Below are 13,527 nucleotides of genomic sequence, written 5' to 3' on the forward strand. Positions count from 1 at the left end.
ACGGATCACTCAAACTTATCCCCGGCGCGTGGACCGACTCTTCCCGGTCCGCGCCGGGGACCGTATTGCCCGGAGGACGCCGTGGGCCGGTTCGCGTCAGCAGGGGTGGTGTATCTGGTCGGGGCCGGTCCCGGCGCCCCGGACCTCATCACTGTACGCGGGCTCCGCGTCCTGCGGTCCGCTGATGTCGTACTTCACGACGCGCTCGTCTCCCCCGAGCTGCTCGAAGAAGTCGGCCCGCACGCGGAACTCGTTTCGGTCGGGAAGCGCGGGTACTGCGTCGGCTCCGCCAAGCAAGAAACGATCAACGACGCGCTCGTGCGGTTCGCCCGCGCGGGCAAATCGGTGTGCCGATTAAAGTGCGGCGACCCGTGCGTCTTCGGGCGCGGCGGCGAAGAAGCCGAGGTGCTCGCGGAAGCCGGCGTGCCGTTCGAGATCGTCCCGGGCGTGACGTCGGCCGCGGGCGCGTGTGCCGCGGCGGGCATCCCGATCACGCACCGCGCCGCGGGGCAGGCGATCGCACTCGTAACCGGGCACCACGACCCCGATTCACCGGACTGCACCCTCGACTGGAGCGCCCTCGCACGGATGCCGGGCGTGGTGTTTTACATGGGCGTGCGCCACGTCGCGAAGATCGCGGCGAAGTTGAACGACAGCGGGCTCTCCTCGAGCACGCCGGCCGCGGTGATCGAGTCCGGCACGCTCCCCGCCCAGCGCGTTCTCGTGGGCGACCTGAACGACATCGGTGGCCGGGTCGAAGCCGCCACGATTCGCGGTCCGGCGATCTTCGTCATCGGCGAGGTCGTCCGCTTCCGCGAAAAGCTACTCGGGCTCGCGGCCAACGCGACCGCTGCGCCGGGACCGACCTCAACAGAATTTGTCCGCTCAACCGACTGACACGAGTCGTTCACTAGGAACCGATCGCTCTCACCGGCTGGCTCGCACCAGTCGTTCGCCAAGAAGGAGCTCCGGGATGATTCGCGCACTCCACCCGCAGAAGCCGAAGCTGGTCGTGATCGGGAACGGGATGGCCGGGGCACGGCTACTCGAAGACGTGCTCGCGTGCGACCCGTCCCGGTTCGACATCACCGTGTTCGGCGATGAACCCTACGGCAATTATAACCGCATCCTCCTGTCGAATGTGCTCAACGGCACCCAGGACGCGAAGGAAATCTTCCTCAACCCGCTCGCGTGGTACGAGGAGAACGGCATCACCCTACACGCCGGGAAGCGCGTGACGAAGATCGACCGTGAGGCGAAACTCGTCTACGCGGAAGACTTCTCGGTCGAGTACGACTACCTCGTGTTCGCAACGGGCAGCAAGCCGTTCATCCCACCGATCCCGGGTACGCCGCTCCACGGGGTGTTCGCGTTCCGCACGCTGGACGACTGCCGCAACATCGCCGAGTACGCGAAGGGGCGCAAGACCGCGGTCGTGATCGGTGGTGGGCTACTCGGGTTGGAAGCCGCCAAGGGGCTGATGACGCACAACGTCGAGGTCACGGTCGTCGAAATGAGCCCGTGGCTGATGAGCGTGCAACTCGACGAGGCCGGCGGAAAAGTACTCGGCCAGACCATCGCGAACCTCGGCATCAAGGCGCGCGCCGGCACGGTCACGAAGGAACTGCTTGGCCACATGAACGTGACCGGCGTGAAGTTCGCGGACGGCTCCGAGATCCCCGCCGACATGGTGGTGATCTCCGCCGGCATCCGGCCGAACTCGGAACTCGCGAAAGAGTGTGGCATCACCTGCGACAAAGCGATCGTCGTGGACGACCAGCTCCGCACGAACGACCCGGCGGTGTTCGGAGTGGGCGAGTGCGTTCAACACAACGGGATGATCTACGGTCTCGTGGCCCCGCTGTGGGAGCAGACGAAGGTGCTCGCGAAGGTGCTCACCGGTGCGGACGCGACCGCGACCTACACCGGCTCGAAGATTGCGACCAAGCTCAAGGTGATGGGCGTCGAACTCGCGAGCATGGGGCGCATCAACGACCTCCAGCCGACCGACGAAGTGGTGCAGTTCAGCGAGCCGGCGCGCCAGGTTTACTGGAAGGCCATCATTCGCGACGGAAAGGTGAGCGCCGCGTGTCTCCTCGGTGACCTCGCACCCGCGGACGACCTCATGCGTCTGTTCCACGCGGGGGCACCCGTGCCCGACCGCCGGCTCGAACTCTTCTTCACCGCGGGATCGGCGAAAAAGGAAGTCTCGCTCGCGGACCTGCCCGACTCGCACCAAATCTGCGACTGCAACGGCGTGTGCAAGGGCACCATCGTTACGGCGATCAAGGGGGGCAAGTGTACCGTCCCCGCGGTCGGTAAGGCGACGCGCGCCGGCACCGGCTGCGGTTCGTGCAAGACGCTCGTAAAGGGGCTGATCGAAGCGGTCGCGGGCGGCGTGAAGGCCGACCCGAGCGAGTCGTGGTTCGTCGCGGCCGTCCCGCTCGACAAACCGTCACTCGTCGCGGAAGTAAAGGCCCGCGGGCTGAAGAGCGTGTCCGCGGTGCTCCGCGAACTCGGCGCGGGCGACGACGAGAAGAGTCGAAACGGGCTGGCGTCGATGCTCAAGAGCATTTGGGGCACGGAGTACATCGACGAGCGCGACAGCCGGTTCATCAACGACCGCGTTCACGCGAACATCCAGAAGGACGGCACGTTCTCGGTGATCCCGCGCATCTACGGCGGCATCACCACGGCCGAAGACCTCATCAAGATCGGGCACGTCGCGAAGAAGTACGCGGTGCCGATGGTGAAATTCACGGGCGGTCAGCGCATCGACTTGCTCGGCATCAGGAAGGAAGACCTGCCCGGCGTGTGGGCCGATCTCGGGATGCCCAGCGGACACGCCTACACGAAGGCGCTTCGCACCGTGAAGACCTGCGTCGGCAGCGAGTTCTGCCGGTACGGAACGAACGACAGCACCGGCCTCGGGATCGATCTGGAGAAGCGGTTCCAGGGGTTCGAGTTCCCGGCGAAGGTGAAACTCGCGGTGAGCGGGTGCCCGCGGAACTGTGCCGAATCGACCGTCAAGGACGTCGGCGTGATCGCCACAGAGGGCGGCGAATGGGAAGTGAGCGTCGGCGGTGCGGCCGGCGCGCACGTCCGCAAGACCGAGGTACTGTGCCGCGTGACCACGAAGGAAGACGCGCTCCGCGTGATCGGCCGGTTCCTTATCTACTACCGCGACAACGCGAAGTGGCTCGAGCGCACCTACGACTTCGTCCCGCGGCTCGGCATCGAGAAGGTGCGCGAAATCATTGTGAACGACGCGCTCGGGATCTGTGCCGCGCTCGATGTGGAAGTGGAGAAGACAGTCGCGGCCTACGTCGACCCGTGGCTGGAGCGCGACCAGCCCGTGTACGCCGGCCAGTTCGAGGACACGAAGCGGGTACCGCTCCCGGTGCTGTGACTCTCTGATTGATCTCGCCTGTAGTGTGGCCCGCTCGCACGTCGAGCGGTGCCCGGACCCGGTACGGCCCGAGGGTCACGCGACCCGCCAAGAACGCCCCGAAACCCGCTCGCGGAGCGAGTGAACCACCGACGCGGAGAGCCGTTTCATGACAGCCACTGTTACGCGAGTCCAACTCTGCACGCTCGCCGACCTCCCGACCGGACTCGGGCGCGGGTTCGAGGTCGGCGGGCGCCCGATCGCAGTGTTCCTCGGGCGCGAGGGCCAGGTGTTCGCGGTCGACGGCAAGTGCCCGCACAAGAGCGGCCCGCTCGCGGACGGGATGCTGATCGGCGAGCAGGTGGTGTGTCCGTTGCACGCCTTCCGCTTCGACGGAAACTCGGGCGCGTGCGACCAGGAGAGCGTGTGCGGGATCCAGGCCTATGCGACCGAAGTGCGCGACGGCACGGTGTTCGTAACGGTGCCGCTGTCGTGAGCGCGATCCCGCCGATCCCCTTGAGCACGCTCCCCGCACAGGCGCTCGGCGTGCGCACGCACTGTCCGTACTGCGCGTTCCAGTGCGGCATCCTGATGGGCGAGGACCTTGGCGGTGATTTGCCGCGGGTGACTGGCGATCCGCACTTCCCGGTGAACAACGGGCAGCTCTGCATCAAGGGCTGGACCTCGGCGACGCTGCTCCGGCACCCGCAGCGCATCACAACCCCGCAGCTCCGCGACGCACTCGGCGCGTGGCGCGAGGCGACGTGGGGCGAGGCGCTCGATTTCGTCGCCGCGAAGCTGATCGCGATCCGCGAACAGCACGGCGCGGATGCCAACGGCGTGTTCGGGTCCGGTGCGCTGACGAACGAGAAGGCGTACCTGTTGGGGAAGTTCGCCCGCGTCGCGCTCGGTACGGCGAATATCGACTACAACGGCCGGTTCTGCATGTCGAGTGCGGCCGCGGCCCAGAACCGCGCGTTCGGGCTCGATCGCGGGCTGCCGTTCCCGGTCGCGGACGTGGAGCACGCGGAAGTGGTGATGCTCGTCGGCGCGAACACGGCCGACACGCTCCCGCCGATGATGCAGTGGTTCGACCGGCAAAAGTCCGCGGGCGGGCGCCTCATCGTGGCGGACCCGCGCCGCTCTCAGACCGCCCGCGTCGCGAACCTGTTCCTTCAAGTCACACCGGGAACGGATCTCGCGCTGGCGAACGGCCTGCTCTACGTCGCCATCGAAGAGCGCCTCACCGACGAGCGCTACATCTCGGACCGCACGACCGGGTTCGACGCGGCCCGCGCGGTCGCGCTCCAGTACCACCCGGCCCGCGTCGAGCGCCTCACGGGAATCCCAGAAGCACAATTACGGCAAGCGGTGCGGTGGCTGGCGACCGCTCGCAGTTCGATGCTCTTAACAGGCCGCGGAACGGAGCAGCACAGCAAGGGCGTGGACAGCGTTCACGCCTGGATCAATCTGATGCTCGCGCTGGGCAAGGTGGGCAAGCCGCACAGCGGTTACGGCACGCTCACCGGGCAGGGCAACGGTCAGGGGGGCCGCGAGCACGGTCAGAAGGCGGACCAGCTCCCCGGTTACCGCCTGATCGAAGTGGACGCACACCGGGCGGCCATCGCCAAAGTGTGGGGCGTCGAACCGTCCGCGCTCCCGCGAAAGGGAAAGAGCGCCTGTGAGCTGCTCGATTCGCTCGGCTCCGGTGGCGTGCGCAGCCTGTTCGTCATGGGGTCGAACGTCGCGGTCGCTGCGCCGCACTTGTCGCGCCTCATTCCGAAACTCCAGGCGCTCGAATTACTCGTTGTGTGCGATGCGTTCCACAACGAGACCTCCGCACACGCACACGTCTTCCTTCCCGTATTCCAGTGGGCGGAGGAAGACGGCACGATGACCAACCTGGAGGGCCGCGTGATCCGCCGGCGCATCGTGGCGCGCCCGCCGACCGGCCCGCGCAGCGACCTCGACGTGCTCCACGAACTCGCCACGCGCCTCGGGTGCGGAGAGAAGTTTGCCTTCCGAACCGCGGAGAGCGCCTTCAACGAATTGCGCCGCGCCACCGCCGGCGCCCCGGCCGACTACTCGGGCATCACTTACGCGAAGATCGAGCACCAGGACGGCGTGTTCTGGCCGTGCCCGTCGGAGGAGCACACCGGCACACCGCGGATGTTCACGGACCGGTTCGCCCACGCGGACGGGCGCGCGAAGTTCTTCGCCGTCGAGCACCGCGCCGCGGGCGAGGAGCCGGACGCAGAGTTCCCGCTGATCTTCACCACGGGGCGCTACAAGGAGCACTACAACTCCGGCGCCCAGACCCGCACCGTGGGCCGGCTCGTGAACGCACAACCGGTCCCGCGCTTGGAGATCCACCCGCGCCTCGCCCGGCGCCACCGCGTGGTCACCGGGAGCCGCGTCACGGTCGAGAGCCGGCGCGCGAAGGTAGAGTTTGTGGCCGAAGTGACTCCGGACATCCGCCCGGACACACTGTTCGCGCCGTTCCACTGGGGCGGTCGGTCCGCAGCGAATCTGCTCACGAGTGCGGCCCTCGACCCGGTCAGCAGGATGCCCGAATTCAAGCTCGCGGCCGTTCGCATCGCGGGAGTGAAGACATGACGCAGAAGCGCCTCGCGATTATCGGCAACGGCATGGCGGCCAGCCGGCTCCTCGACGAACTCGTTCGCCGGAACGCCACCGGGGTCTTCGAGATCACGGTGTACGGTGAAGAAGCGCGCGGGTCGTACAACCGTATCCTGCTCGGGCGCGTGCTCACCGGGGGCACCCCGGACGAGATCGAACTGAAGTCCAACGAGTGGTTCGCCGCCCGCGGGGTGGCGTTCCACTCGGGCGTGCGGGTCACGAAGGTCGACCCCGTCACCCGGCGCCTCACCACGAGCACGGGCGACGTTCACCCCTACGACGTGTGCGTGTTTGCGACGGGTAGTTCACCCCTCGTGCCCCAAATCGAGGGTCTGAGGAGCGACGACGGCTCGCCGCGGGCCGGCGTTCACGTGTTCCGCACGATCGAAGATTGCATGGCGATTCGCGACCGCGCCCGCCCGGGGAGCAGCGCGGTTGTTGTGGGCGGCGGGTTGCTCGGGCTCGAAGCGGCCAAATCGTTGTGCGATCTCGGGCTGCACGTGACCGTTCTGCACCTCAACCCGGTGCTAATGAACGCCCAACTCGACAAGTCCGGCGGGGAACTGCTCCGGCGCGCGATCGAGAAAATGGGCATCTTCGTCCGCACCGGCACCACGGCGGACGAAATCATCGGGAACGGGCACGTCGAAGCCGTGAAGATGCGCGCCGGCGACGTGGTCCCGGCCGATCTCGTCGTGTTCGCGTGCGGGATCGTTCCGCGCACCGAAGTCGCCAAAGCGTCCGGGGTTCCAGTAAATCGCGCGATTCTCGTGAACGATCTGCTCGCGACGCAGGTGCCCGGCGTGTACGCGGTCGGCGAGTGCGCGGAACACGACGGTCAGGTGTACGGGCTCGTGCAACCCATCTGGGAACAGTGCGCGGTACTGGCCGATGTGCTCACCGGCGCGAACCCGCGTGCCCGGTACCGCGGGTCGAAGGTGTACACCCGGTTGAAGGTCGCGGGCGTCGAGGTGGCCAGTTTCGGCACGCCGGACGCGCAATTCCCGACGGACGAAGTGGTGCAGGTATTCGAGGAGCGGCGCGGCGTTTACCGCAAACTCGTGGTGCGCGACGGCAAGCTCGCGGGGGCGATGCTCGTCGGCTGCACGGAAGCCGCGCCCGGGCTGGTGCAGATGTACGACCGCGACGAACCGCTTCCGCCCAACCGCCTCGACGTGCTCGCGACCGGCAACGCGGTATCGACGCCCGCCGAGCGCGAAGTGTGCAACTGCAACCATGTGACCGAATCGGCCGTCATCGAAGCGATCCGGGACGGCTGCGACACGCTCCCCGCGCTCTGCAACGCGACCCGTGCCGGGACCGGCTGCGGGTCGTGTCGCGGGCAACTCACCAGCCTACTGACGACCCACGCCACCGCTGCGGTCGGCTGATTGGTTTCGAGTTCCGTTGAGCTGTGAGGTGCGATTGCCCGAATAACGAGCCGCGACCGCAAGGGAGCGGTGCTGCGACACTCTGGTGTTGAGTCGGGACGACGAAGGATCTGTAGCGCACCCCGCTCCCTTGCGGTCGCGGCTCGTTCGCCCGTTGTGATGATCCCGAACCGAGCACCGAAAGAAAGAAGCGCAGGCGAACGCGGCGACTCTTCCCGCCGCTCACAGGAACACCCGACGAACCAATCTCTCTCCCGGTTATTCCGTCCCTCTGAACCCGAGAGGCAGTCGCTCCATGAACTCCGACTCCCGATCCACCGCGGATGCGTCCGCGGCCGGGCTGCGTGCGCGCGTGCTCGTGCTGTCCACCGTCGCGTTCACGCTGCTGTTCGCCGTCTGGCTGATGCTCGGAATGCTGAGCATCAAGATCAAGCCCGAACTCGGACTCACCGACGGGCAGCTCTACAATCTGACCATCGCCGCCATTCTGTCCGGCTCGCTCGGCCGGTTCCACTTCGGCATCTGGACCGACCGCTACGGCGGGCGCCGGGTACTGACCGCACTCATCCTTCTCACCGTTCTGCCGACGTTCTTCGTGAGCCGCGTGACGAGCTATTACGAGTTACTGATCTGTGCGGTCCTGTACGGTGTCGCGGGGAACTCGTTCTCGGTGGGGATCGCGTGGAACGCGGCGTGGTTCCCCAAGGACCGGCAGGGAACCGCACTCGGCGTCTTCGGTGCGGGTAACGTCGGGGCTTCGGTCACGAAGCTGTTCGGCCCGATGCTGATCGCACTCGTGCCGGCCACGGGCTTCCTGGATGGCGTGGTTCCCGGCGGGTGGCGGTTCATCCCCGTCGTGTACGCGGGGCTGCTCGTACTCATGGCCGCGGCCGTTTGGTTCTTGTCGCCGCGCGAGGACCGCACCCCGGCACGCGGGCGGGCACTGTCGGAACTCGTCGCCCCGATGAAACACGCGCGGGTGTGGGAGTACGGCCTTCAGTACACCGTCGTGTTCGGCGCGTATGTCGCACTCTCCGGCGTGCTGCCCCAGTTCTACTTCGCGAACTATGGTAAGGAACTTGCTGCGGGCCTGGGGTTGAACGCCCAACTCGTTTCGGAATTCGACAGCATTAAAGGCTTGAAGGGCGAGGGCTATGCCGCGTACATGGCCGCGAACCCGGCGGTGAAGGCGGATCTCGATTACCTCTCGAAGTGGATCGGGTTCCTCGCGGCGGTCTGCTTCGTATTCCCCGCGAGTTTGCTCCGGCCGCTCGGCGGGTGGCTCTCGGACCGGTTCGGCGCGCGCGGGGTCATGGTCGCGGTGTTCTGGGCGATGCTCGTATCGGGTGCAGTGCTGTCGCTGCCACTCGGGTTGGGCGTATGGGCGTTTACCGGCGTGCTGTTTGTGCTCGGTGTGGGAATGGGCGTCGGTAAGGCGAGCGTTTACAAGCTGATCCCGGACCACTTCCCGCGCGAAGTCGGCGCGGTGGGCGGGCTGGTCGGTCTGCTGGGGGCACTGGGAGGGGTGCTGTTCCCGTTGGCCTGGGCCGCGGTACCGGGCAGCACGTTCGCCGCGCTGCTCGCCCTCACTGTTGTGAGCGCGGTCTGGTTCGCTGCCGGTGCGGTCGGGGCGAGAAAATTCGCGCCGAAGGCCGAACCGGTTTCCGAAGTCGTCTCTTCGGCCCGGTAGCGCGCGCCGTCATAACACAACCCACGATCGGGGCGCGGCGCATTCACCGCGCCCCGATCGTGAATAATACTTCTTCAACCCGTACTAAATTGGTACGGGTTGAAGTGTTTTGGTGCGCCCGCCCACTTGCGTTCTGTGGCCCACCGATCGACAATTTGTGCATCCGCCACCGTGGAGACACACCATGCGACGGTTCCCCCTGGTTCTTGTGTTGCTCGGCCTGGCGCCAGTACCCGCGCGCGCCGGTGCCGCTGACGAGTGGGTCGGACAGACGGTATTCCCGATCAAGGACCGGCTCCCTCTGTGCGACGCGAGCGGCAAGGCCATCGGCGAGTTCTCCTATTCCGGCACGGTCGCGCGCGAGCTCGGAGAGTGGCTCGAAATCCGGCACGTGATTCACCCCGGCCCTTACGTCGGGCGGGTGAAAAAGGCCGAGGTGGTGCGGGCGGCCGGCGCCGAGAAGTTCTTCAGCGAGAAGATCAAGGCCGACAGCAAGAACACGTGGGCGTACCGCAACCGCGCGACCGTGCGCGTCCTCAACAAGGACCACGACGGCGCGATCGACGACCTGACGGCCGCGATCGACCTCGACCCGCACTTCTCGCTCTACGTCGAGCGCGGCCGTGCGCGGCGCGCGAAGGGCGACCCGGACGGCGCGGTCAAGGACTACGACGAAGCGCTCCGCCTCGAACCCGGGTACTCGGTCGCGCTCAACAACCGCGGCGTGCTGTGGGAGGCCAAGGGGCGGCTCGACGCGGCCATCGAGGACTACACTGCTGCGATCAAGTCGGACCCGAAGTATTCCACGCCGTGGCGCAACCGGGGACTGGTTTATCAGCGGAAGGGGGATTACGAACAGGCCGCGCGGGACTTCGCCGAAGCCGGCCGACTCGATCCGACGAGCACGCTCCTGATGGACGACCTCGCGTGGCTCCTGGCCACGTGCCCGGACGGGACCGTGCGAAACGGCAAGCGGGCGCTCGAACTCGCGAAGCGGGCGTGCGAACTAACCGGGTTCAACGAACCGCTGCTGCTGGAAACGCTCGCCGCCGCTTGCGCCGAAACCGGCGACTTCGCGAAAGCGACCGAGTACCAGAAGAAAGTGCTGACCGATAAAGAGTACGAGAAGCGGTTCGGGGCCGGTACCCGCGAGAAGCTCAAGTTGTACGAGAGCGAGAAGGCGTTCCGAACGATCCCGCCGAAGGGCGTCGCAATTAAACCACCAGCGCCCGAAACCCCCACGTCCAAACCGCGTAGCGAACAGAAGTAGGCCGCAGAAGGCCGGCACGTGCTTTGCCCCTACGGGCCGGGGCGGAGCGAGTGCCACGTGCGCACGGCCCAGTCGCGGTCGGCTTCGTTCTCGATGTACACGTTGCACACGGCCAGTTGCCCCGGCGCGCCGGTGACGCCGCTGAGCCGCCAGAGCGTGCGCCCGTCTTCCTCGACCGGGCCGAACACGGCCTCCCCGCGCAACCCGTCGCGGTCGAACCCCGGGAGCGGTTCGCCCTCGGGGAGGCTCTTGCGGCCCACTTCCGCCGTTTCCGCTGCGGTGGGCGGTTCGCCGCCGGGTTTGGTGAACCGGAGCGGGTGGAACCAAACGGTCCGCGTCCGGTCCCACGCGGTCCAGGTGCGATCGTCGTTCCGCTCGCGGGCCAGTTCGCCGGGCACTTCTACGGACCACCCGCCGTCAAGCGGCACACGCACCGCGAACCGGCGGTACCCGATCCGGTCTTTCGCTCCGGGCGCGGGGAGCGGCCCCATGTGCTTCCACAGCTCGATACTCAGCCCCTCGTCGTTCGGCGTGACGCAGTACCCGTCCTCGTCGCCCGCGATGGCCGTCAGCAGTTCGAGCCACTCGGCCCACGGCAGTTCGGCGGCCGGGTCCAGTTTGAACGAGCTGGCGAGGTCGTTGGCGATCTGGTCCGCGAGTTCGCCCTCCGCTTCCGAGAGCGGCGGGCGCCAAAAGAAGTCCAGCCACATTCGGACCAACGCGCGCCCGCGGTAGAACATCGGGTCCAGGTCCGGGCTCCACCACGCGAAGAAGTCGCGCCCCTTTTCGGGGTTCGCGGCCACCTCGGTCGCCCACGTGTGAGTCCGCGGGCCGAGTGGCGTGAGCACTTCTGCGTAGTAGGTGAACCCGTGGTTCGTTGGCAACCCGATGCTCTTGGGACGGGTCGCACACACTTCGGCGAGCCAGCGGAGAAAGGCCCGCTCGCACGCACCCCGGTCCCGCGAGTGAAAATAGTTCGTGGGGTCGGCGCAGTCGTCCGCGACCCACTCGAACTCGAACTCGTCGGCCATCTGGCGGAACAGGTCGCACAAGTGAATGTGGTAACCGGGGCCGGGCACCCCGGTGGGGGCGCTCACGCGGAGCCGGCCGCTCGCGCCGAGCCGGACCTCGGCGGCGGGGGCGGCCGGGTGCAGTGCGACCAGCAGCACCGGCCGCTCGTCGCCGTCGCGCACGACGTGCGCGTCCAGCACCGCGTCACCGATGCCCTCGAACCAGACGGCGGCGCGCGCCAACCAGTCACGGGCTTCGGTGCGCGATAAGCGCTCCGCAAGGTCGAGTTGGCCGGTAAGAGACAGAACGATCGACATGCGGGCAGACCCGCTCCGTCATGGGAACGAGAGGAATCCTTCGCTCGGTCAGTGTACGAAGGTGCGCGGGAGGGGGGAAGGGACGTTACGGGGCAGATCAGTCGGCGTCCGGCGCCGGATCGTCCGCGGCACCGTTTTGGGAGAGCTCGTTCAGGGTGCGCAATAACTGCTTCATCGTCACGCCGGGGTCGACCAGGACCGCCCCGTGCGCGTGCGCGCGGGCCTGGGCCTTCCAGTTCGCCTGGTCCGGCCCGAGGATCAGGATCGCGCCGACCTCCATGCCCGCGTTGTCGGCGGCGCGGAGCACGTCGTTGAACGCGGTCACCCCCTCGCGGCCCACCGTTCGCGCGTCGATGATGAGCGCGTGGTACCCCTGCTGCTGGTACCGCTTCACGGCCTGTCCGGGGTCGATCGTGAGCACCACCCGGTACCCCTCGGCCTTGAACCGGTCGCGGAATGCGTCCTGGAGCTTCTGGTTCTGCTCGACCACGAACAGCGTCTTCGGGCCGACCGGCCCCCGCGCCTGGCCGGGTCCGGTCGTGAGGTCCGCGCGGCACGCCTGCAGCGCCTCGACCAGTTGCGTCGGGGTCTGGAACCGCTGGGCCGGCTCGAACGCGAGCATTTTGGCGAGCAGGCGCATGAGCGGGGGCGTGATCCCGAGCCCGGGACCGTTCTGGCGCAGCGTGTCCTCCACGTCCATGTACCGGCGGGCCTGCATGCGCGCCTGCCGGTCCTTCGTCACCGGCATGATCGGCTGCCCGGTGAGGCACTCGTAAAGAACCGAGCCGAGGAAATAAATGTCGCTCCGCACGTCCCCGGCCTTTTGACCGGTCGCCTTTTCGAGACCGGCGTAATCGACCGTGCGGTCCACGGCCACGTCGTCGTCGCGGTCGTCCTGGCGCTGGAGGTGAACGGACGACCCCTGACTGATCTCGGCGAGCCCGTAGTCCACGAGCTTCGCCTGCCCGGTCGAGACCGCGATCAGGATGTTCGTCGGTTTGATGTCGCGGTGGGTCAGCCCGCGCGCCTGAGAGTACGCGAGCCCCTGCGCGCACTCGTCCATGATGCGGAGCGTTTCGTCGGCGGTGAGCTTCTTCCGCGCCTGGAGCAGGTCGCGCAGGTTCCCGCCCTCGACGAACTCCATCACGATGAAGTGCTGGCCGGTCTTCGAGTCCTGGTTCACCGCGAGGACGGACACGATGTTCGGGTGCCGGATGGTCAGCCCGAGCTTCCCTTCCCGCTGGAACAGTTCGACCTTTTGCTTGTCGATCGTCCACTTGTTGCGGAGCACCTTCACTGCGACGACCTGCCCGGTGCGCGGGTCGTCCCCGCGGTAAACGCGCCCGAAACTGCCCGACGCGATCTTGTACAGGAGCCGGTACCCGCCCAGGAAGTAGCCGTCGAGGTCGCCCTTGAGCAGCTTGTTCCCCTGCCAGGGCGTGAGGTGGCGCTTGCGCTCCAGCAACCGCACCATGTCGGTGGCCGGGGCCTTCTTGTCGCCCAGTTCGTCGAGCCCGTCTCGTATTTGATCGGGGGCAACCAGGCCGAGACGGAGGGCCAGTTGGCCGATTCCAGAGGCATCGAGGTTAACAGCCATACCCGCCAGCGACAATTAGATGAAGGGATCGGGGGCGCGATCGCCGGATGTGAATACCTTACCACCCGCGCGCCGGGCACGCAACCATGAGGGTCAGCAGTCGGAAGCAAGAGGCGGGCCAAAACGGGCTCGCAACACACGGAAGGCGCCCGGCGCGGGCCGCGATTCGGCACCCGCTGGGCGGTTTCACTCTAATTCCCGTTATCTGATTTTTGTCGTCTCC

The 13,527-nt window shown here is 67.1% G+C and carries 9 protein-coding genes; 7 read left to right on the forward strand and 2 right to left on the reverse strand.

Annotated features, from left to right (window positions below; genetic code table 11):
* The first annotated feature begins 81 nt into the window (after positions 1-81).
* From cobA to J8F10_RS27680, 7 genes are all read left to right on the forward strand, one after another.
* Positions 82-897, forward strand: a complete 816-nt coding sequence (gene cobA / locus J8F10_RS27650) for a uroporphyrinogen-III C-methyltransferase (RefSeq protein ID WP_210659530.1) — start codon at positions 82-84, stop codon at positions 895-897.
* A 76-nt stretch (positions 898-973) separates the two neighbouring features.
* Entirely contained in the window at positions 974-3,409 is a 2,436-nt protein-coding gene (gene nirB, locus J8F10_RS27655; protein ID WP_210659531.1) for a nitrite reductase large subunit NirB, read from the forward strand.
* A gap of 148 nt (positions 3,410-3,557) precedes the next feature.
* On the forward strand, positions 3,558-3,884 hold the full coding sequence (locus tag J8F10_RS27660; RefSeq protein WP_210659532.1) for a Rieske (2Fe-2S) protein: 327 nt from the start codon (positions 3,558-3,560) through the stop codon (positions 3,882-3,884).
* The gene (locus J8F10_RS27665; protein WP_210659533.1) at positions 3,881-6,004 is read left to right on the forward strand and encodes a molybdopterin oxidoreductase family protein; all 2,124 of its coding nucleotides are present in this window, start codon (positions 3,881-3,883) and stop codon (positions 6,002-6,004) included. Before J8F10_RS27660 ends, J8F10_RS27665 begins: the two co-directional genes overlap by 4 nt.
* Positions 6,001-7,419: an FAD-dependent oxidoreductase gene (locus J8F10_RS27670; protein WP_210659534.1), complete on the forward strand. Its 1,419-nt coding sequence runs from the start codon at positions 6,001-6,003 to the stop codon at positions 7,417-7,419. The genes J8F10_RS27665 and J8F10_RS27670 overlap by 4 nt, the downstream gene beginning before the upstream one ends.
* Positions 7,420-7,714: 295 nt before the next feature.
* Complete coding sequence (locus J8F10_RS27675) at positions 7,715-9,109, forward strand: MFS transporter (protein WP_210659535.1); 1,395 nt, start codon at positions 7,715-7,717, stop codon at positions 9,107-9,109.
* Positions 9,110-9,293: 184 nt separating this feature from the next.
* Positions 9,294-10,379 (forward strand): tetratricopeptide repeat protein, encoded by a 1,086-nt coding sequence (locus J8F10_RS27680; RefSeq protein ID WP_210659537.1) that lies wholly within the window; start codon positions 9,294-9,296, stop codon positions 10,377-10,379.
* Positions 10,380-10,408: 29 nt separating this feature from the next.
* Here the strand turns inward: J8F10_RS27680 and J8F10_RS27685 are convergent, their stop codons facing one another.
* Positions 10,409-11,707, reverse strand: a complete 1,299-nt coding sequence (locus J8F10_RS27685; protein ID WP_210659539.1) for a hypothetical protein — start codon at positions 11,705-11,707, stop codon at positions 10,409-10,411.
* Between the two features lie 97 nt (positions 11,708-11,804).
* Positions 11,805-13,304 (reverse strand): serine/threonine-protein kinase, encoded by a 1,500-nt coding sequence (locus tag J8F10_RS27690; RefSeq protein ID WP_210659541.1) that lies wholly within the window; start codon positions 13,302-13,304, stop codon positions 11,805-11,807.
* Between the last annotated feature and the right edge of the window lie 223 nt (positions 13,305-13,527).

The organism is Gemmata palustris (assembly GCF_017939745.1).
GTDB classification, from domain to species: Bacteria; Planctomycetota; Planctomycetia; order Gemmatales; family Gemmataceae; genus Gemmata; species Gemmata palustris.